Origin of the sequence: Myxococcus sp. AM009 (assembly GCF_013372605.1) — a bacterium.
GTDB lineage: Bacteria > Myxococcota > Myxococcia > Myxococcales > Myxococcaceae > Myxococcus > Myxococcus vastator.
This window is the reverse complement of record NZ_JABXEP010000046.1, coordinates 31912-51875: the sequence shown is the minus strand read 5'-3', so window position 1 is coordinate 51875 and position 19964 is coordinate 31912. Positions and strand designations below refer to the sequence as shown.

Here is a 19964-nt window from a genome sequence, read left to right as displayed (position 1 = left end):
GCTGATGAGCCGCTCACGCAGCGAATCCGCCAGGCGGCCGCGGCTGGCGGACGCCATCCGCGGCCGCCTGGCGGATTCGCTGCGTGAGCGGCTCATCAGCAGCATGCGCTCGGAGCTGGACTCGGCGCTCCGCTCGCAGCTCCCCGAGGCCGTCCGCTCCGCGCTCGGTGAGGCGATGCGCGCCGGTCCGTCCACGCCGCAGATGCAGCACAGCGGTGGTGGCGCCGTCGACCCCGAGCGCATCGCGAGCGCGGTGCGTGAGAGCGTGAGCGCCGACGTCCGCGAGCGCGTGGGCGAGATGGTCCGCGAGCGCGTCTCCGAGGTCGTCCGCAACGAGCTGTCCAACGGCGTGCACGCCCCGCAGGCGTGATGCGACGTCTCCCCGGAGGCGCGACGGTGAGGTCCGCCGCCCGCCTCCGGGGAGGCAGTCTTCAGGGCGACGTCCAGTACATCGGACCGCCGTTCCAGGTGGTCGTGATTTCCATTTGCGGCGCCGCGTTCCAGGGCGACGGTGTGGTGAAGCCGAGTCCGACGCCCGCGGGCTGCTCCGTGCAGCCGGACGTGAGGAGGGCACCGGCCATCAGGACGGCCCAGGACAGCGAGCGGGGGGATGTGTGTCGGCGCAGACGCATGTGGGGTTCTCCTCGAGGGTGGCGCATCACGGCGCCGTTGCGGAGTTGGACGTCTCGAAGGGGTAGCGCTGGAGCGCGAGCACCGCGCCGCTCGGGTCGGCGATGAGCGCGAGCGAGCCGCCCCGCGCTTCCGGGCATGGGGCCAGCAACACGCGGCCCCCCAGGGCCTGGGCCCGTGCGGCGAGCGCGGCGGGGTCCTTCACGCGGATATAGGTGAGCCAGTTGGGGCGCGCACCCTTCACCGGGTTGGCCAGCACGCCGCCTCGGGGATGCGGTCCCTGGGCGAGGACGTAGTGCGGCCCGCCGCCGAGTGGGCGTTCGCGGACCTCGTAGCCCAGGAGCTCCTTGTAGAAGCCCGCCGCGGCGACGGGGTCCTGGGCCAGGTACTCCATCCACAAGAACTGGCCCTCATCGGGCACGCCCGTGTCGGCCGGGTCACCGGGCTGGGAGCGCACGAAGCCCACCGCCGCGCCTTGCGGGTCGGAGACCACGGCGGCCCGGCCGATGTTCCGCACGTCGATGGGGCCATCGAGCGCCTTGCCGCCGCGGGCGCTCACCTCGGTGACGGCGCGGTCCACGTCGGGCACGGAGAGGTAGCCGAGCCACAGCGCGCCTTCGCGTCTCTCGGCCGCGTTCGCCGGATGGACGATGCCGCCAATCCAGCGCCCCTGGGCGCGGATGAGGGAGTAGGGGCGGCGGCCGCCTCGGATGTCCACGAACTCCCAGCCGAACAGGTCGCCATAGAAGCGCTTCGCGGCGGCGGGGTTGTCGGTGACGAGGTCGTGCCAGACGAACTTGCCGTAGAGCGGGGTGGGCGACAGGGGGATGGCCGCGCGGACCGCGCTGTCGGGCGTGGACGCGCAGCCGCCCTGGGTGACGAGCGTGCCTCCCACGGCGCACACGCTGGCCAGCAGGAGTCCACCGCGAAGCCTCGCGCGCCACGTGCCAGGAAATCTCATCGTCTCTCCTCGTGCCGCGGCCCAAGGCCGCTCGCGGGCTGGAGGCCTCGATATGAGGCGGCGGCCTTCGCGCGACAACCCACGGGACGCATGCGTGCGATTGTGGGTGGGGCCGCTGTGTCCGGCGTGACGCCGTCTGGCCCTCGGGCGCTACATCTGAACGGCGGCGGACTCCAGCGTCATCCGCGCGTGGGAAGCTCGCGAAACGCCATTCCTTCCAAACCGAGCTGGCGCACGGTCTCCATGAACCGTTCGGTGCAAACGATGACGGTGGCGTAGTCACCGACGCGGAAGACATCGCAGTCGACGGGCAGGGATGCTGCGTCAAGAAGGGGCTCGTCCGGCAATCGAAGCGCGACCCGGCCGCAGGCGTCGCATGGCGGAGCAAGGTCCGATGGAAGGCAGTCCGGATGAAGTCGGCCGCGAGGTTCGATTTGGAGTTCCAGCAACTCCGGGGGCTCCTTCTGGCGGAACCGCAATTCCGTTTTGCAGCCAAGCAGCCCCCTGATGCCTTGAACCTGGAGGCGCTCGAGAGCATCTCGCCGCACGAGCCACAGAATGTCCCCCTGTGACGTCAGTGGGCCGAATCTCCCAGAGGCAGTGCCCTCAAGAGGCCCCAGTTGCGTGCCCGGCGGAAGTTGCACGCCGGAGGGCACCCAGGGGCGAACCCACTCTCTCAGTTGCGCGAGTTCCGAAACGGGAACAGGCCAGGGGCGCACGAAGCGCGACCGCTCAGGCAGGTGAGAAAGGTCCACCGAGGGGTACTGGTGCCCGGCTCCACCCCACGTCACGCCACAGGCGTGGCACTGCACGCCGGGCAGACGCCACTTGTGCGTGGCATCGAAGCTGCCGGTGAATGCCGGCGTCCGCTCCTTGCGTATCCAGAAGCACCGCATTGTCCGTTCAGGTCATTTGGCAGCGAAGGGAGGTAGGATGTCAAACCTCTGTGAGGATGAAGCGGTCCTTGCCGTAGTTGCCCCTTCATCTCACTGACTTGACGAGTGCTTCGCGTACGCCCGAGAGTTGCTCCATGCTCGCATTTCGACTCTTCGCCATCCCTCTCGGGTTCCTAATTGGGTGCACAAGTGCTCCGAGTCGGGCTGTTCACCGACGGGATGCAATTCGGGCAATGAATGCAGCTGGGCCTGCATGGAGGAGCCAGGAAGGTTTTCAGGCTGTCCGATGGGGAATGAATCAGGAAGAGGTTCTCAGCACGGTGACATCCGCCATGCGCCTTCCTGATGGGAGCATTTCATCCGAAGCTACAGTTGCCGAACGCAGAGCGCAGGTAATGTACCGTTTTGCTGGTGGCCGTCTTGCAATGGTAGATGTTTTGTTTTTTGAAGGTGCGGATGGCCGAGGAAGCTATGCGGACCTGCGCCATTTGCTCGCTTTGAAGTACGGGGAACCAATGCAGGAGGAATCGACAGACAAGGCATTGGAGTCGAGGGCGGCTGGTAGGGCAGCACGAGAAATCGGAAGGGGATTCCGTGACAGTGCACGCCTAATCGCAGGGGACGACCGCGAAGAGTCGACTGCAGAGGCCATTCGCGATGAAGCGCGGGAAATGCGGGAAGACAAGGCGCTCGACAGGTTGGCGGGGAGTCCGTTCTGGGGTCGATCAGTTTGGGAGACGGCTGAGTCCACTATCAATCTTGTGTCATCGCCCTCCTATCAGGGCAGTTTCGCTCTCGTCGTCCACTACAGTAGCGTCATGTTGAAACGTGCGCTGGAATCCGAGCAGCTCAAAGAACAGATGCGCCGAGCGAGTGAATTGTGAAATTGAGTTGCTTGTGCTTGTGGACTGAGGCGTCTGCTGGCTCTCACCATGAACATTCCAGTCGCAAGTGGTGCCGCTACACCCGACGCGCCCGCGTCGTGACGGGGGGCATCTGGAGCCCCTTGGGCCTGGCGTGCAGGGACGTGTACGCCGCCACCGCCAGCAGGACGATGGCGAGCAGCGACCACAGCGCCGCCCACACCACCGCGGGCACGTAGGTGAGGTCCGCCAGGAGCGCCGCGTCACTCTGCGAGCGCACCTCGCTGTTCCACAAGTCCGAGCGCAAATCGAACAGCGCATACAGCGCCGTGAAGGCCGCGATGAACAGGTTCAGCGCGTCCACCGCGCCATCCGGCAGGAACTTCGCGCCCAGCGCGAGCACCACGGCGGTGCCCAGGCAGAAGAGCAGGGTGAAGCCGTCCCCCGCGTACAGCACGCCCATGACGGTGAGCCACACGCTGGCGGCGCCCAGCACCCAGCGGCGGAGCCGGAAGCGGAAGGTGGCCAGCAGCAGCCCCGCGCCGGCCACCGCGCTGCCCAGGTATCCCCCGGAGTAGACCGCCACCCTGGCGAACAGCCCCGGCGGCAGGCGGGACAGGCAGGAGCCCGACTCGTTGGCGGCCAGGTGGATGCGGTCCACCGAGCCCCCCACGAGCAAGGACGCCAGCGCGTGCCCGCTCTCATGCATCATCACCACCAGCACCTTCATGGGCCACAGGGCGGGCGAATCCCAGAAGTACCAGCCCACCCCCAGCATGAGGACGAGCAGGGCCAACCGGCCGAAATCGAGCTGTGCACCGCTGGCGGTCCGCATCGGTCGCTCCCTTCCTGGAACACCCCAACACGTGACACTACCGCGTCAGGGGCCCGAGCGGGGGACGGGGAGGCCGGGGCATGCGCGGACGCGCGGCGGCTACGGCTGCGGCACGCCCGACTCGTAGGCCTCGCGGATGGCCTGGGCGCAGGCGCGTGACTTCTCGCCCTCTCCATTCGCGCCGAGCTGGCGACTGCGGGCCAGGAGCATGTACCGGTTCCCGGCGGCGTTCACCCAGGGATAGAAGCCGAACGCTCCCGCTGAGGAGTGGCCCGTCACCGTCCACGCGCCATTGACAGTCTCTCCCTCAATCCAATGCCCGAGCCCGTAATACGCCGTGCCCGCCGTCCACGGCGTGAAGGACACGCCGGGGCCCCCCTGCCAGGCGGGGACGGCATCCGCGGTCAGCTTGGAGGACAGCGCGTACTGCCCGTTGAGCAGCTTCATCAGGAAGACGCGGTAGTGCGCCGCGCTGCCCGAGAAGCCTCCGGCCGGAGCGACGTCGCTGTCGGACTCCGGCAGGGTGGTGCCCAGCCGGGCGTTGAGCCAGTCCATGACGCTCAACACGCCCGTGCCCCGTCTCGCGCCGATATCGTCCAGGGCCAGCTTCTGCATGTGGCCTCCGTTATAGAAATACCGGCCATCCTGAAGCGGGCGGTAGGAGACGTCCTTGTAGGCGGGGCCGTAGCAATCCGAGACGCGCGTCCCGGCGTCCCCACACAAGGTGGTGTTCCCGTCGATGTAGCCGCTGGTGAAGTTGAGGCGCTTCTTCTCATCCGGGGTGAGGTTGGCGTACCCCTTCGACTGCACGTAGGCGCCCGCGTACAGCCACTTGCTCGCGGACGCGATGGGCATCACCGTCGTGGCCGACACGCCGCTGCCTCGCGGGATTCCATAGAGCGGCCCCGCGCCATCGCCAAGCTCCCAGTAGAAGTTCCCGAGCGGCGCGCAGCTCGCGGAAGCGTTGGCCGTGTCCAGCGCGGCCTGCTCGTACACCGTGAGGGCCGCGCGGGAGGTGCCCGGGGGCGCATCGGTGAGGGGGGCGACGGCGTCCTCGGCGGTGCCACAGCCGATGAGGCCCAGGGCCAGCAGCCCGCGCGCGGAGATGAGCGTCTTCCTTCTGTCGTGCTTCATGGGGTGATTCCTCCGGGGGAATGTCCTGTGAACCCGGGAGGCGTCCGGAAGTTGCGCGAAACGGGGACGTGGTGGCGCGGTGCTGCCCGTGAACAGGCCTGGCGACCTCCGCCCCTCGGCGAAGGCCACTGCGCAGAGGCCGCCTCGTCCGGGTGCGCCTTCCACGAGAAAGCCCGGTCTCCAGGCCGCGAAGCGTCACGGCAAAGGGAGTCGCTTGCGGGCGCCGGACGGAGTAGGGAGGGATACCATGAAGAAGACGCTCCTCCTCCTGTCGCTCGTGGCTGCCCCCGCTCTGGCCGGGGAAGGCAAGTGGACTCCCCAGCAGGTCCTGGAGCTGGACCCGGCGTGGTTGCGCGCCCAGGGCCTCCAGGTCTCCCCCAAGAAGCTCTGGGACCCGAAGCGTGGCACCGGCCTGCTGGCGGGCGCGGTGAACGTCGGTGGGTGCTCGGGCGCGTTCATCGCCGCCTCGGGCCTGGTCATCACCAACCACCACTGTGCCTTCGGCGTCATCCAGGAGCACAGCACGCCGCAGCGCGACCTCATCACCCAGGGCTTCCTCGCCTCCAAGCGCGAGGACGAGCTGCCCGGCAAGGGCTCCCGCGTCCAGGTGCCCCGCAGCTTCACCGACGTGACGAAGACGGTGCTCGCCGCGGTGCCCGCGAACGCGGATGACATCACCCGCTACAAGGCCATCGAGCGGAAGCAGAAGGAGCTGGTCGCCGAGTGCGAGAAGCGCCCCGCCACCCGCTGCCAGGTGGCGACGTTTGATGGCGGCGTCAACTACACGCTGGTGGACGCGGTGGAGCTCACCGACGTGCGGCTCGTCTACGCGCCGCCGCGCGCGGTGGGCGAGTACGGCGGCGAGGAGGACAACTGGATGTGGCCGCGCCACACCGGTGACTTCGCCATCCTCCGCGCGTACACCGCGCCGGACGGCGCCTCCGCGCCGTACAGCGACAAGAACGTCCCCTACAAGGCGGAGTTCTTCTTCCCGCTGGCCACCCAGGGCGTGAAGCCCGACGACTTCGTCATGGTGCTGGGCTACCCGGGCATGACGTACCGCGCGCTGCTCGCGGAGGAGATGGCCGAGCGCCAGTCGCGCCTCTACCCGCGCATGCGCGACGTGTTCGGCGAGGCCATCCGCATCCTGGAGGCGGAAGGGGAGAAGGACCCCGCGGGCAGCATCGCCGTCGCCTCGCAGCTCAAGGGCCTGCACAACGTCTACAAGAACTCGGGCGGTCAGCTCGCGGGCCTGAAGCGGGGCCGCATCGTGGAGAAGCAGCGCGAGGCGGAGGCCGCCGTCGCGGTGTGGGCGAAGAAGGCGGGCGCGAAGTGGCAGCCGGCGCTGGACGCGCGGGCCGCGCTGCTCGTCGAGCTCTCCGCCATCTCGAAGGCCTTCGAGCGTGAGTTCCTCCTGGCCGCGTCGTCGCGCCTGGCGCGGGCCCCGGCCCTGGCGGTGACGGTGTCGCGGCTGGCCGCGGAGCGCGCCAGGCCGGACCTGGAGCGCCGCCCGGAGTACATGGAGCGCGAGCACGTCCGCATCAAGGACCGGCTGGAGCGTGAACAGAAGAACCTGTTCCTCCCCGCCGAGCGCCAGCTGCTGCTGGCCTTCGTGCGCCGCGCGCAGGCGCTGGGCGCCGACGAGCGCATCGCCGCGGTGGACAAGCACTTCGGCAAGACGTTCTCTGAGAAGGCCGTCCTGGCGAAGATTGACGCCATGTACGCGGGCACCCAGGTGCTGAAGCTGGACGAGCGCCTGAAGATGGCCACCGAGTCGGTGGGCCAGCTCGAGGCGCGCAAGGACCCGCTGCTCGCGTTCGGCCTGGACCTGGCCAGGGAGCAGGCCGCGCTCGACGAGGTGAAGGACCGGCGCCAGGGCGCCTCGCTGCGGCTGCGGCCGGAGTGGCGCAAGGCGGTGCTGGCGCACGCGGGCAAGCCGGTGGCCCCCGACGCCAACAGCACCCTGCGCGTGAGCTTCGCCAAGGTGCGGGGCTACGCGCCGCGGGATGGCGCCATCTACACGCCGCAGACGACGCTGTCGGGCATGCTGGCCAAGCACACCGGCGAGGAGCCCTTCGACGTCCCGGAGAAGGTCTCCAAGGTCGCCGAGGCGAAGCGCTTCGGCGCGTGGCAGGACAAGAAGCTCAAGGACGTCCCGGTGAACTTCCTGTCGGACGCGGACACCACCGGCGGCAACTCCGGAAGCCCCACCGTCAACGGCAAGGGCCAGCTGGTGGGCGTCAACTTCGACCGCGTCTGGGAGAACGTGGCCAACGACTTCGGCTACAACCCGGACGTGGCTCGCAACGTCAACGTGGACGTGCGCTACATCCTCTGGATGCTGGACCAGGTGGAGGACGCGGACGTGCTGCTGCGCGAGCTGGGCGTGCGCAAGGGCCCGCCGGTGGCGAGGGAGACGCGCTGATGTCGGACGCGGGGGACGGCTCGCTTCCTTTTCCGGTCTTCAAGCCGGAAGAGCGCGTGTGTGGCAACTGCAAGCTGTTCAGCCCGCAGTCGGTGGATGAGCGCCGGGGCTGGGTGGGCGCATGCCGGCTGCACTCGTGGCGGGGCAACTTTCCCCCGTCCGCGCCCATCTGCGACAAGTACACGCCCCGGGGGAGCGCGGCCCCCCTGGCGGCTGCACCCGCGCGCGAGCGGACCGCGCGCAGCGTGGCGCCGGTGGTGGTCCGGCGCCGCGCGGACCCCAACGACGTGGTGGACCTGGAAGGGTTGAGCATGACGCGTGAAGAGCTGATGGACATCTTCCGGGAGGCGTCTGGCTTGCTGGACTCGCCGCCCCTGGCCAACAAGTGGGAGGGCGGCACGATGCGGCTGGTGCCCGCCAACACCGAGCTGCAGCCCAAGGACCTGCCCATCGACAACCTGTTCCACAAGGTCGTCATGGTGCGAGACAGGCTCCGGGTGCTGGAGCAGAAGCTCAACGCGCACCCGAAGCTGTCTGACGCGGAGAAGGTGGAGCTGCAGAGCTACATCACCCGCGTCTACGGCTCGCTCACCAGCTTCAACGTCCTCTTCAAGGAGAAGACGGACCAGTTCGTCGGCTCGAAGAGCGAGGACTGAGCCCGTCCCCGCTCAGGGCTGCTGGCCGCGCTCCTCCATCAGGCAGAGCGTGCGCTGGCGGGCGCGGTGGAGCGTGCTCTTCACCGTGCCTTCGGGGATGCGCAGCAGTCGGGCGATTTCCGGGTAGCTCAGCCCGCGCACCTCGCGCAGGTACAGCACCTGTCGCTGCTGCTCGTTGATGTCCTCCAGCGCCTCACCGAAGTGGCGCTCCATCTCCGCGCCCACGGCGAGGGCTTCCGGGGACAGGGGCTCCTGGACATCGTGGCTCAGCCTGTCCCGGCGCTTGCGCGCCCGCAGCCAGTTGATGCTGCTGTTCACCATGACCCGGTGCAGCCAGGTGCTCCACGCCGCGCGGCCGCCGTAGCCGGGGGCGCGGCGGGCGAGCCGGGCGAAGACGTCCTGCACCACGTCTTCCGCGTCGGCGGTGTCACCGACGATGCGTCGGGCAATGGCCAGCGCGCGAGGACGGTGCTCGGTATACAACTCGGACAGCGGCGGAAGCGCGTATGCGTGCATGACGGGTGCTCTCCTGACACGCCGGGATGGACGTAACAGGACAAGGAACGAACGAGCCGCCAGAAGGGTCTATCGCCCTCCGGGGCCATGCACCGTGGGACACAGTCTTCCGGGCGGGGGCGTCCATCCGCGGACACCCCCACCTCCCTGGAAGACAGCGGCTACTCCTGCTCGTCCTGCTTCGTGAGGCCCCAGTCCTTCAGCCGCTTGAAGAGGGTGGAGCGGGCCACGCCCAGCTCGCGGGCCACGCGCTCGCGGTTGTTGTTGTACCGCCGCAGCGCCGCCTCGACGATTTGTCGCTCCAGCTTCTCCAGCATCTGCTCCAGCGTCATCCCCGGCGGCAGCTCCGGCACGGCGATGCCCGTCTCGCGGTTCAGCTCCTGGTCGAAGGAGATGTCCCCCGCGTCGATGAGGGGCCCCTTGCGCAGCAGCAGCGCGCGGTGCACCACGTTGCGCAGCTCGCGGATGTTGCCCGGCCACGCGTGGTGCTGGAGCCGCTCCAGGGCCGCGGGCGTGAAGCGCACGGACTGGCCACGCGGGGCGTAGGTGCGCACGAAGTGCTCCGCCAGCGCGCCCAGGTCCGCCTTGCGGCTGCGCAGCGGCGGCAGGTGCAGGGGGATGACGCAGAGCCGGTAGTACAGGTCCTCGCGGAAGCGGCCCTCGCGCGCCGCCGCCAGCAAGTCCCTGTTGGTGGCGGCCACCACGCGAACGTCCACCGTCTGCGGACGGCTGGCGCCCACGCGCTTGATTTCGCCGCCTTCCAGCGCGCGCAGCAGCTTGGCCTGCAAGTCCAGCGGCAGCTCGCCAATCTCATCCAGGAAGAGCGTGCCGCCGTCGGCCTCTTCGAAGGCGCCCTTGCGCGCGCCCAGGGCGCCGGTGAAGGCGCCCTTCTCATGGCCGAAGAGCTCGCTCTCGATGAGCTCCTTGGAGATGGCCGCGCAGTTGACGGGCACCAGCGGCCGGTTCGCCCGCTGCGAGCAGGCGTGGATGGCGCGGGCCACCAGCTCCTTGCCGGTGCCGGACTCGCCCAGAATCGTCACCGCCGCGGAGGACGGGGCCACCCGCTCAATCAGCTCCGCCAGCTGCCGCACGGATGGATCGCCGCCGATGATGCCGTGGAAGGCCGTGGGCTCCTTGCGCGAGGTGGGCGCGGCGGGCTCCAGCACCAGCTCCGTCTCACCCACGCGCAGCACGGTGGGCAGCGGGACCTCCGCCTCGAAGATGCGCGCCGGGCCCAGCCACGTCCCGTTGGTGGAGCGCAAGTCCACGACGTGGAAGACGCCGTCGCGGCGGGTCACCTTCAGGTGCCGGCTGGATGCGAAGCGGTCCTGGAGCACCAGGTCGCAGCTGGCGTCCTTGCCCGCCGTGAAGCCGTCACCCGTGAAGCGGTGGACGGACTCGTTGAGGCCCTGCTTCACCCGCACCTGCGCGGGCTGCCAGCGTGGGGCCTGCGCGTCGCGGGACTGGACGGACGTCGTGTGGCCGACCTCGGTGGTGACGTCCGCGCCCTCGCTGCCGCCGCTGATGCGGAACACCGCGCGCCACTGGCCCAGCGCCAGGTCCGCGCCGTCCGGCAGCTCGCCGTGGGTGATGGACTGGCCGGCGACGGTGGTGCCCTTGCCGGACAAGTCCTCCACCCGGCAGCGCTCGCCGTCCCACAGCAGGGCTACCTGGAGGCGGCTCACCTCGGGGTCGGGAATGGCGACGTCGCTCTGCTCGCCGCGACCAAGCACCAGCCGTGCCCGGTCCACCCCCACCCGCAACACCTCCTCGCCACGACGAAAGAACACCAGCTCCGGCATCCCAGCCCTCTGTGCAGTCCAGCCCGTGAGCGCTTTACACGCCCTGGCGTTCCGCTTTCAACCCCGCGCCCCGGCAGGCACGCCAAGGAGGCGGTCGTCAGCGCCGCGGGAGGAACGTCGGCCGGTTGAGGAAGCCGCCGAGCCGTGCGGCGCGGAAGCTGGGGTCCTTCTTGTCCGGCGGGAGGATGGTGACGCCAGCGCCCACCAGGCCCAGCCGCTTCTGGAACTCCGGGTCCAGCTTGATATTCACATCCATGCCGGGCTCGCTGTACTCCAGCCGCTTGCCCAGCTTCAGCGTTCCGGTGGCCAGGGCCTCCAGCTCGTTGCTCTTCAGGCGCAGCGACTCCACCGTGCCCAGGCCCTTGACGAACTGGATGCGTCCGGTGAGCGCGCCCAGGTCGATTTGCGGCAGGTCCATGGGCACCGCCGTGCCGCCGCCCATGGGGATGGCCACCTTGCCGCCCTTGATGACCATGTTCCGGGTGTCCAGCGTCAGCTCGCCGTCGGCCTGGGACAGGTCCGCCTGCGCGCCGCTCTTGGGCATCGTCAGCGACAGGGCTGCGTTCAGTTCGCCGTCCAGGTCCAGGCCGGTGAAGGCCGGCAGGTTGCCGCCGGAGGCCTGGAGCCCGTCCGCCGTCACCTTGACGCGCGTGTCACCCAGCAGTCCCACGGAGGCGCTCAGCGTGCCGCCCATGACGCTGGCGCGCATCGCGACGCCCGGCGGGAAGAGGGCGGGGCGCAGCGCCACGCTCTCCAGCACCAGCGGCTCGCCCAGCTCCGCGGCGCCCAGCATGCCTTCGCCCTGCGCGAGCGACGCCACCGTGTCCGCGCTCAGCGGCTGGGGCGGCTTGCTCACGCGCACGTTGGTGGCGGTGATGCCCGCCAGGCCGGGCCGCAGCGAGCCGATGCGCACCGCGAGCCCCGCCTGGGCCGCTTCGCTGACCAGCCGCTTGCGGATGGCGTCGTATGGGAAGGTGATGAGCAGGCCCACGACGAAGGCCACCACCGCGAACGCGGCGTAGCCGAGGAGAATCTTCCAGCGGGCGGCTTTGGAGTCAGAGGACATGGGTCAGGGCTTCATCCGGTAGGTGGCGACAGTGGTCCACGCCGTCAGCGTGTCCGACGCGGGCCGCGGCTCGATGCGCAACAGCTTCACCTTCACCACGCCTGGACCGCTCTCCACCGTCTGCAGGAAGTCGGTCAGCTTGCGCAGGTCCACGTCCGTGAAGGTCAGCTCCACGGCGCTCTCCACGATTTTTCCGTCGCCGATGCCCACCTCGCCCTTGGGCGTCATGTTGGGCACCTGGAGACCGGCCAGCGTCGCCTTGTCCTCGATGTAGCTGATGAGCTGCACGTTGTTGGACGTGAGCTGCTGCTCCACCGACTGACGGTTGGCCTGCGCCTCGCGGAAGCTGGCGGCCAGCGTGTTCACCTCCTGCAGCTTGGTCAGCTTCTCCTCGGTGCGCTTGCGGTACCCGGACGCGCTGTTCGTGAACGTCATCACCACGGCGAACAGGACGAACACCAGCACCGCCGCGCCGGCGATGGACACCATGCGGCGCTCGCGCTCGCTGAGCCGCTCGAACCACGTCTGGATGGGGGCGAAGACTTCCTGAAGCTTGGCCATGGTCAGCTCTCTCCTCCCTGCTCACCAGGGCATTGCACCTGCACGTCCAGGCGGAAGGACATCTTGCTGCCGTCCCGGGTCTTCTCCACCTTGCCCTGCCGGACGTCCTTGAAGCAGTCGTGGCCCTTGATGGCGTTGGACAGCGTGTCTATCTGCTTCGAGGAGTCCGTTTCGCCCTCGAGGATGACGCGGCCCAGGTCAATCTGGATGCGGGTGAACTTCACCGGCATGTCGTCCGGCACGCGCCCCGTCACCTCCGCCAGGAGGTTGACCGCCGTCAGCCGGGGCAGCGCCGCCGCCGGGCTCTCCACGCCCGCGAGCATGTTGAGCGCGCGGTTGTAGTCCTTCTCGCACCGGCCCAGGATTCGCTGGGTGGTGTCACACAGCACGGCGTCCACCTGCGCCTCGCGCCGCGCCAGCACCGAGTTGCGCACCACGCCGAACGCGATGAGCAGCAGGATGAGCGTGGCCGCGAAGGACGCCAGGAGTCCCAGCTTGTCCTTCACGTAGTCGAAGTCGCCCTTGAAGGCGAACTCGCCCCGGCGGAGGTTGAAGCGCGGCGCGCGCACGCCCGCCGCGTTGCCGCGCAGGGCCAGCGAGTACGCCTGGGCCGCCACGGGCTGCTCCGCCTCGGGAATCGGCTTTGCGTCCGCGGGCAGCGCCAGCACCCGCACCGGCAGGTTCAAGTCCCGGGAGAGCTGCTCGGCGAGGCCCGGCAGCTTCGCCGTGCCGCCGCACAGCACCACCGCGCCCACCTGCTGACGGCTGCGGGCCGTGAAGGCCTTGAGGGTGGGGCGCAGCTCGCGCAGCAGCGGCTGCAGGCCGCGCACGAAGGCCGCCGCCGCGCGCTCCGCGTCCGGGCCCTGGGCCGCGCTGGCCACCGCGCCGTGCTGCTCCTTCCAGTGGTGCGCCTCCGCCAGCGACGTCTGGAACTCCGTCGCCAGCGCCTTGCTCAAGTCCTTGCCGCCACCGGAGAAGGTGCGCGCGAACTGGACGCCCTCCCCGGGCTTGCCCACCGACACGGTGGTGCGCTCATGGCCGATGTCCACCACCGCCACCGCGCCGCCTTCACCCGTGCCCTGGAAGAGGCCCGGGTGCTGCTGGAACAGGTTCTGGTAGGCCAGGCCCGGGTGCGTGACGATGCGCGGGTCCACCTTCAGCTCGGCCAGCAGCGCCAGCAGCGCCGTCAGCTCCTCCTTGCGCACCACGCCCACCAGCAGGTCGCTGGCCTTGTCCTTGCCTTCGCCGTCCTTCAAACCCACGACCTGGTAGTCGTAGACGACGTCGGAGATGTCGAAGGGCAGCTGGCTGCCGATTTCGAAGGGCAGCGTCGCCTCGACGCGCCGGGCGTCGGAGAAGGGCAGGCTCAGCGCGTGCGTGGTGAGCGCGGGGCCGGGCAGGGCGACGACAATCTGGTCCACGTTGCCCGGCGGGAGCTGGCCCAGCAGCTCCTGCACGGCGGCTCGCAGCGTGTCGGCGCGCTCGCCCTCCTGGGCACGCCGGACCTCGGCGAACCCATGGGTGGTGTGCGTCTTCGTCTTCGCCTCCAGCACCACGCCCTTCACGGCGTGACTGCCGAGGTCCAGGCCAAGGATACGGGCCATGCTATTCCTCTCTCCAATACAGGAGCCGGCCCAGGGTGTCGTCGAGCCGGATGACGGCGGTCAGCGTCTTCTGCACGCTGCCCGCTTCTCCCACAGATTTGATGGTGAAGGTCTGACTCTTGTCGCCCACGAGCCGGTTGCCCGCGACGTTGGACTTCACGGCCGGGTCCACCAGGATGCCCGCCGCTTCCACCACCGCGACGAAGTCCTGCACGGACATCCCGAAGAAGCTGAACATGCGCGCGGCGCGCACCCGTTCGATGAGCTCGTTGAGGAACACCGGATCTCTCAGGCGCGGGTCCGGCCGCGTCTGGTCCGCCACCGACATGATGGCCAGCCCCATCATCACCGGGTCATCGGTGTTGATGTTGGGCCGGCGGTTGATGTCCGGAAAGACGGTGAGGCGGTCCCGGAACGCCGACATGAACTGGTCGTTGACGCCGTGGACCCGGTACAGCTCGTCCACGCTGTCGAAGCGCGCGTTCTTGGGCTGATAGCTGGGTTCATAACGGCTGTAGGACGCGCCTTCATCCGAGAACCCGCCCGGCAGCGGATTCACCGGGTCCACCGGGTTGAAGGCCGAGCCTGTCCGGTCGTCGTCCGCCCAGTCCTTGAGGGCCAGGAGGACGTCCTGGGGCGTGCTGCGCACGTTGTTGGCGTCATCCCGCTCCCAGAGGAACTCGAAGCGCGGGTCCGCCATCATGTCCATGAGCCGCAGCGCCGTGGGCCGCGCGTCGCCGGCGCCCGCGATGAGGCGGTGGACGTTGAGCTTCTCTTCCTCGTCGGTGATGGTGGCCAGGAAGCAGCCCTCGAAGCCGCCGAACGAGCGCATGGTCATCTCCGAGGCCACCTCGCGCGCCGCCGGGTCCGCGTCCTCGTCATCCAGCTTGAAGTTGTCGTCCTGCTCGGGCTCCAGCGCGGACAGCTCTCCGCCGCCCGCGCCGTCGTTCTTCACCAGCCCGCGGAGCATGTGGCAGTCCACGCGCGCCATCTTGAAGAGCTGGATGTTGAGCGAGGAGGGCTGCACCTGCCCGGCCTGCGGCGTGCCGCCAATGCCCAGCTGCCCCAGGATGGCCGCCGGGTTGGGGATGGGCGTCTGGTCCACCTGCTTCTGGAAGCGCAGCAGCAGCCGCGACAGGGAGATGCCCGAGCGCGCCAGATAGTAGGCGCGCACTTCGTCCCGCTGGTTGGCCGCCAGCTGCAGGTCCACCCGGCTGTTGTAGGCGAAGTCGGTGGCAATCACCGTCAGGATGGCGATGGAGACGATGGCGATGATGAGCGCCACGCCGCGCGAGCGCCGCTCACGCCGAGCCGGGCGGGGCAGGGGCCTTTGTCGCCGCCGGGGCGGCCGCTGGAAGAAGGGCAGGGGCATGGCTCAGTACCTCGGCAGCTCCGTGTTGAGCATGATTCGGGCCTGGGTGACGTAACGGGCCTCCTTGCCGGTTTCGTCCACCGCCGTCAGCGTCACGCGCACCCGGGTGGGAAGAATCGCCTTGCGCTCGGTGCGCCGCGTGTCCCACTCGTCGTCCCACTCCTTCTTCTCCGAATCCCAGTAGGCGAACTCCAGCTCCTTCACGCCTTCGAAGAGCACGTCCACGTGGCCGCCCTGCTCCATGCGCTCGTCGATGTTCGGGTTGACGCGCCGCTTGAGGTCCTGCCGGCCGCGGGCCTCCCGGTCCTCCGACGCCTCCACGAAGTACTCGACGATGGCCTGGTCGGACTCCTTCACGTCCGTGTAGAGGCGCTGGTGCGCGAAGGTGGTGAGCAGCAGCTTGCCACGCTCCCCCACGAAGTTGGTGGGCCGGTCGTTCTGGTCCCGGAAGCGGGTGGAGTCGTAGCGGTCGCTCACGTAGGCCGAGCCAATCTCGCGCGCCATGCGGTTCATGGCCACGCGGACCTGCCGGTAGCGGTCCGCGTCCACCTCCACCGTCTCCTTCGCCGTCAGGCCCGTCTGGAAGGCCATGGCCACCACCGTGCCCATGAGGGCGGTGATGGCGACGGCCACCATGACCTCCATCAACGTGAACCCGCGCATGCGACGCCGCATCATTGCACCCCCCGGGGGCCGCCCGGCATCAGCGGGTTGCTGCCCATGTTGCCGCCGCGGCGGCCCAGGTCCTGCTGGGCGTCACCCAGGCGGCGCAGCGGCTGCCGCGTCGCCGGGTCCAGCATGATGCCGTTGGGGCCGGGGATGGGGTTGGCCACGGGCCGCCCGTCCTGCGTCACCCACTGGTTGTCGGAGCCTCCGCCCTGGGCCGCGGCGGCGCCGCCGTTGCGGTCCGAGCCCGGCCCGAGCGACACGACGTGCGTCACCAGGTCGATGCTCTCCACCTGCGTGCCTTCCTGCCAGTAGACGGTGAGATGCACCTCGCGGACCGTCTGGGTGATCTGCTCCACCATCTGCGTGAACATGGGCTGGGCCATGCCCATGGCCGCGCCGCCCATGCCGCCCAGGCCCGCGGCCTGGGGCCCGCCGGAGGACGCGCCGTCCGTGCCGCCGGCGGCGCCTCCGAAGAGGCCCGCCAGTCCGGACAGCGGGTCATCACCGCCGCCGCTGTCGCCAATGGGCAGGTTGAAGATGGCGCCAATGAGCTGGTCCGGCGTCACGCCGTCCGTCTTGGGCGCGATGATGCGCGCGCGCCACTTGAACTGGTTCCAGCCTTCATCGGAGAAGTCCCCGGACTCCTCCTGGTCGTCCAGGCTGAAGCCGTCGTCGTAGAGGTCCTGCTCCAGGTCCGTCATCTTCGACCGGGCCAGCAGCGACGCCACGGTGAGGCGCTTGGTGTAGACGTGGTTGGACACCGCGCCCGCGTTGAGGTCGAAGATGGCCATCAGCGCCAGCCCGAGGATGGCGAGCGCCACCACCACCTCCAGCAGCGTGAAGCCCTGAGCGCGCTTCATCGCGGCACCTCCAGCGCCTCGGCGACAATCTGCACCTTGCCGGTGAGCGGTGACACGTCCAGCGTCCAGACGTTGTCTCCCTGCTGCACGTAGACGTAGGCCTTCTCCGTGTAGCCCTGCGGGAAGAAGTAGAGGTACGCCACGCCGTTCTCCACCGGCTGACGCTGGTTGCGCGTCCACACGGAGACCTTGACGTCCGCGGGCAGCTCCCGCGCGGGGACCTCTTCGGACGTGTAGGAGGAGAAGCGGGCCGCGTTCTCCACGCGCAGCTGCTCACCCTCCAGCAGTTCCTGCGCGCTGGGGGCGTTCGTCCCGCTGCCGCCGCCCAGGTAGTTGCGCCGCTCGTCACGGCCGCTGCCGCTGCCCCGGTTGCGCGCGGCGCGCTCGCGCTCGCTGTTCTCCGCGCGCAGCGTCTCGTCGCGGTCTCTCGCGGTGGTGACGGCGCCCTCCGCGCATTCAGCGTGATAGCGCGTGGCCTGCTCGCTCTTGGGGTCGGGAATCTCGAAGACGAGCCGGCACGTCTGCCCGCGCAGCGCCGCGGAGTCATAGAGCGAGCGGATGAGGCCCGCCAGCTCGCCCGCGCTGCCCTTGGCCTTGGCGCCGGTGATGGAGCCAATGCCCATCACCGCCGCGGAGAACAGCATCGCGACGATGATGATGGCGATGGAGATTTCGATGAGCGTCAGGCCACGCTGGTGGCGGTGGCTCCGCTTCGTCATGGCTCCCCCCAACCGGCGGCCAGCACACCGCCACTGCTCAGGTCCGCGTCAGGCCCCGTTCCGCCCGGCTTGCCGTCCGCGCCGTAGGAGATGACGGCGCCCGTGGAGCCGTCCATCCAGTACACGTAAGGGTGGCCCCAGGGGTCCTCCGGCACGCGGTCCAGGAGCCGGGCCTGGATGAGCGGGGTGAAGCCTTCGGTCTTGGTGGGGAAGCGGCCCATCAGCCGGTGGTGGGACTTGAACATGCCCTCCAGCTTGCGGATGTCCGTGCGCGCCCGGCGCTGGCTTGCGTCCAGCGTCCGGTCCTCCGTCACATAGACGAGCGTGAAGGCGAGCCCCGTGGCCGCCACGAAGACGAACGCGAGGAGCATCCGCCCCAGGAGCCGGCGGCGGTCCGGCCCCTCGTGCGAGGGCGTCGGGGATGGAATGGCGTCGTGCTCTTTCATGCCCAAGCCCTGTCAACGCGTGGCGCGCGCGACTTGTTCGTTACTTGTTCGCGGTGGCCGTGTCCGCGGACGAGATGTCCGCGTCGCTGCCCTCACCGCCGGAGGCGCCGTCCGCGCCGTAGGAGATGATGACCGGCTTGCCGCCCTCGTTGATGTAGACGTAGTCGTTGTTCCAGGGGTCCTTGGGCATCTGCTCCAGCGCCTGCACCTCCACCAGCGCCTGCAGGCCGGAGGCCGTGTCCGGGTACTTCCCCTTCTTCGTGTAGTAGAGCTTCATCGCGCCCTGGATGTTCTTGATGTCCAGCGCGGCGCGGTCTCTACGGGCCGCCTCCAGCTGCGGGATGACGGCCACGCCCACCGCCGCGGCGATGAGCCCGAGGATGGTGATGACCACCATGATTTCGATGAGCGTCATGCCGCGGTTGCGGCGCTGCTTCTTCTGCTGCTTCTGGCTCTGGCGCATGTCTGCTCTCCATCCCGGGTGACTTTCTGGCAGTCCACCCTGGTGTCGTCGTGTCTTCTTGTCAGGGCGTCCGGGCGCTGTCCGCCGCCCCGGCGGGCGGGCGCGGCTGCTGGGGACCATACAGCCGGGCCCCCACGGTCAGCAGCGCCGCCGCCATGGCGACCATGGCCGCCAGGGTGACGCGTTGAATCCAACGGTCCGCCATGTCGTTCATCATTCCGCCACACCTCACCGGATGGCCGAGTTCACCTGCAGAATCGGCATCAGGATGGAGAGCGCGACGAATGCAATCACCGCGCCCATCACCACGATGAGGAGGGGCTCCAGCAGCGAGGTGAGGGCGCTGATGCGCACGTTCACCTGCGTCTCGTAGTTGTCCGCCACGCTGGTGAGCATCTCCTCCAGCTGGCCGGAGCGCTCGCCAATGGCGACCATGTGGTACACCAGCGGGGGGAACTCCCCGGAGCGCTTCAGCGGGTTGGCGATGCTCTCGCCCTCGCGGATGGAGTCGCGGGCCTTCTCCACGACCTCCGCCAGGACGGTGTTCGTCATGATGGCCTTGACGATGTCCATGGCCGCCAGCAGCGGGACGCCGCTCTTGAGCAGCGTGGACAGCGTGCGGGCGAAGCGGGAGATGGACAGCAGGCGCACCAGGTTGCCCACCACGGGGGCCTTGAGCGTGAAGCGGTCCCACTTGGGCTTGCCCGTCGGGCTCTGCGTCCAGCGCATGAAGAGGACCACGCCCAGCGCCATGCCCGGCAGCAGGATGAACCACCAGCTCTGGAAGAAGTTGCTGGAGGCGATGAGGAAGCGCGTGCTCAGGGGCAGCGTGGCCTTCATCGTCTCGAAGATCTTCGTCACCTTCGGCACCACGAAGACCATGAGGGCCACGAGGATGCCGCCGCCCACCACCATCATGATGGCGGGGTAGAGCATGGTGCTGAGGATCTTCTGCTGCAGGCGGGCCTGGTTCTCCGTGAAGTCCGCCAGGCGCGTGAGCACCGCGTCCAGCGCGCCGGAGGCCTCGCCCGCGCGCACCATGTTCACGTAGATGCTGGGGAAGATTTTCGGGTGCTGGCCCATGGCGTCCGCCAGGGACGAGCCTTCATTGACGCGCTGCTTGATGTCGGAGAGGGCGCGCTTGAAGCGCTCCTTCTCCACCTGGTCCACCAGCGCGCTGAGCGACTCCACCAGCGTGACGCCCGCGCCCAGCAGCGTGGACAGCTGGCGGGTGAAGATGGCTACGTCGTCGGTGTTGACGCGCCCCCGGCCCAGCTTGCGCAGGTCGATGTCGCGCGCCACCAGCGCCGCGTTGGTGCCCTTGGACACGGCGGCCCGGCTGCCTTCGGCCTGGGCCAGCACGTCCGTGAGGAAGATGCCGTCGGCGCGCAGCTTGGACCGCAGCGTCTTGGGTGAGTCCGCCTCGAGCAGGCCCTTGATCTGCTTGCCCGCGGAATTGAGACCTCTGTACTCGAAGACCGGCATG

General features: G+C 69.2%; 21 protein-coding genes and 1 pseudogene. 4 read left to right on the top strand and 18 right to left on the bottom strand.

Annotated features, from left to right (window positions below):
* A pseudogene (locus HV824_RS14085) lies at window positions 1-370 on the top strand (hypothetical protein); the annotation flags it as partial.
* Between the two features lie 61 nt (window positions 371-431).
* Here HV824_RS14085 and HV824_RS14080 read toward each other — a convergent pair.
* The 3 genes from HV824_RS14080 to HV824_RS14070 form a co-directional block, all read right to left on the bottom strand.
* Window positions 432-632 carry a hypothetical protein gene (locus HV824_RS14080; protein WP_176419468.1) on the bottom strand — a complete coding sequence of 67 codons (201 nt, stop codon included), beginning with the start codon at window positions 630-632 and terminating at the stop codon, window positions 432-434.
* Between the two features lie 26 nt (window positions 633-658).
* The gene (locus tag HV824_RS14075) at window positions 659-1591 is read right to left on the bottom strand and encodes a VOC family protein (protein WP_176419504.1); all 933 of its coding nucleotides are present in this window, start codon (window positions 1589-1591) and stop codon (window positions 659-661) included.
* A gap of 179 nt (window positions 1592-1770) precedes the next feature.
* On the bottom strand, window positions 1771-2487 hold the full coding sequence (locus tag HV824_RS14070) for a double-CXXCG motif protein (protein WP_176423493.1): 717 nt from the start codon (window positions 2485-2487) through the stop codon (window positions 1771-1773).
* 293 nt (window positions 2488-2780) lie between these two features.
* Between HV824_RS14070 and HV824_RS14065 the strand changes: the two genes are divergently transcribed.
* Complete coding sequence (locus HV824_RS14065) at window positions 2781-3371, top strand: hypothetical protein (protein WP_176423492.1); 591 nt, start codon at window positions 2781-2783, stop codon at window positions 3369-3371.
* 76 nt (window positions 3372-3447) lie between these two features.
* On the opposite strand, the gene HV824_RS14060 is transcribed toward HV824_RS14065, so the two are convergent.
* Together HV824_RS14060 and HV824_RS14055 are read right to left on the bottom strand one after the other, a co-directional pair.
* Window positions 3448-4185 carry a M50 family metallopeptidase gene (locus HV824_RS14060; RefSeq protein ID WP_176419502.1) on the bottom strand — a complete coding sequence of 246 codons (738 nt, stop codon included), beginning with the start codon at window positions 4183-4185 and terminating at the stop codon, window positions 3448-3450.
* Between the two features lie 99 nt (window positions 4186-4284).
* A complete protein-coding gene (locus HV824_RS14055) occupies window positions 4285-5319 on the bottom strand; it encodes a hypothetical protein (RefSeq protein WP_176423491.1) in 1035 nt (344 codons plus the stop codon).
* 247 nt (window positions 5320-5566) lie between these two features.
* Here HV824_RS14055 and HV824_RS14050 point away from each other — a divergent pair, with 247 nt between their 5' ends.
* Together HV824_RS14050 and HV824_RS14045 are read left to right on the top strand one after the other, a co-directional pair.
* Window positions 5567-7744: a S46 family peptidase gene (locus HV824_RS14050; protein WP_176423490.1), complete on the top strand. Its 2178-nt coding sequence runs from the start codon at window positions 5567-5569 to the stop codon at window positions 7742-7744.
* Window positions 7744-8400 carry a hypothetical protein gene (locus HV824_RS14045; protein ID WP_176423489.1) on the top strand — a complete coding sequence of 219 codons (657 nt, stop codon included), beginning with the start codon at window positions 7744-7746 and terminating at the stop codon, window positions 8398-8400. The genes HV824_RS14050 and HV824_RS14045 overlap by 1 nt, the downstream gene beginning before the upstream one ends.
* A gap of 12 nt (window positions 8401-8412) precedes the next feature.
* Here HV824_RS14045 and HV824_RS14040 read toward each other — a convergent pair whose 3' ends face one another.
* The 13 genes from HV824_RS14040 to gspF all read right to left on the bottom strand — a co-directional run bounded on the left by HV824_RS14040 (window position 8413) and on the right by gspF (window position 19963).
* Window positions 8413-8916: an RNA polymerase sigma factor gene (locus HV824_RS14040; RefSeq protein WP_176419498.1), complete on the bottom strand. Its 504-nt coding sequence runs from the start codon at window positions 8914-8916 to the stop codon at window positions 8413-8415.
* A gap of 161 nt (window positions 8917-9077) precedes the next feature.
* Window positions 9078-10718 (bottom strand): sigma 54-interacting transcriptional regulator, encoded by a 1641-nt coding sequence (locus HV824_RS14035; RefSeq protein ID WP_176419497.1) that lies wholly within the window; start codon window positions 10716-10718, stop codon window positions 9078-9080.
* Between the two features lie 97 nt (window positions 10719-10815).
* Complete coding sequence (gene gspN, locus HV824_RS14030) at window positions 10816-11784, bottom strand: type II secretion system protein GspN (RefSeq protein WP_176419496.1); 969 nt, start codon at window positions 11782-11784, stop codon at window positions 10816-10818.
* 3 nt (window positions 11785-11787) lie between these two features.
* Window positions 11788-12345: a type II secretion system protein GspM gene (gspM, locus tag HV824_RS14025; protein WP_176419495.1), complete on the bottom strand. Its 558-nt coding sequence runs from the start codon at window positions 12343-12345 to the stop codon at window positions 11788-11790.
* 2 nt (window positions 12346-12347) lie between these two features.
* On the bottom strand, window positions 12348-13949 hold the full coding sequence (gene pilM, locus HV824_RS14020) for a pilus assembly protein PilM (RefSeq protein ID WP_176419494.1): 1602 nt from the start codon (window positions 13947-13949) through the stop codon (window positions 12348-12350).
* 1 nt (window position 13950) lies between these two features.
* Window positions 13951-15321 (bottom strand): general secretion pathway protein GspK, encoded by a 1371-nt coding sequence (locus tag HV824_RS14015; RefSeq protein ID WP_176419493.1) that lies wholly within the window; start codon window positions 15319-15321, stop codon window positions 13951-13953.
* Window positions 15322-15324: 3 nt separating this feature from the next.
* Window positions 15325-15996: a type II secretion system protein GspJ gene (locus HV824_RS14010; protein ID WP_176419511.1), complete on the bottom strand. Its 672-nt coding sequence runs from the start codon at window positions 15994-15996 to the stop codon at window positions 15325-15327.
* Entirely contained in the window at window positions 15996-16850 is an 855-nt protein-coding gene (locus tag HV824_RS14005) for a prepilin-type N-terminal cleavage/methylation domain-containing protein (RefSeq protein WP_176419492.1), read from the bottom strand. Before HV824_RS14005 ends, HV824_RS14010 begins: the two co-directional genes overlap by 1 nt.
* Window positions 16847-17569, bottom strand: a complete 723-nt coding sequence (locus HV824_RS14000; RefSeq protein WP_176419491.1) for a prepilin-type N-terminal cleavage/methylation domain-containing protein — start codon at window positions 17567-17569, stop codon at window positions 16847-16849. The genes HV824_RS14005 and HV824_RS14000 overlap by 4 nt, the downstream gene beginning before the upstream one ends.
* The gene (locus HV824_RS13995) at window positions 17566-18015 is read right to left on the bottom strand and encodes a type II secretion system protein GspG (RefSeq protein WP_176419490.1); all 450 of its coding nucleotides are present in this window, start codon (window positions 18013-18015) and stop codon (window positions 17566-17568) included. Before HV824_RS13995 ends, HV824_RS14000 begins: the two co-directional genes overlap by 4 nt.
* A 40-nt stretch (window positions 18016-18055) precedes the next feature.
* Window positions 18056-18478, bottom strand: a complete 423-nt coding sequence (gene gspG, locus HV824_RS13990; RefSeq protein ID WP_176419489.1) for a type II secretion system major pseudopilin GspG — start codon at window positions 18476-18478, stop codon at window positions 18056-18058.
* 61 nt (window positions 18479-18539) lie between these two features.
* Window positions 18540-18695, bottom strand: a complete 156-nt coding sequence (locus tag HV824_RS13985; RefSeq protein ID WP_176419488.1) for a hypothetical protein — start codon at window positions 18693-18695, stop codon at window positions 18540-18542.
* Between the two features lie 11 nt (window positions 18696-18706).
* On the bottom strand, window positions 18707-19963 hold the full coding sequence (gspF, locus tag HV824_RS13980) for a type II secretion system inner membrane protein GspF (protein WP_176419487.1): 1257 nt from the start codon (window positions 19961-19963) through the stop codon (window positions 18707-18709).
* Window position 19964: the final 1 nt, after the last annotated feature.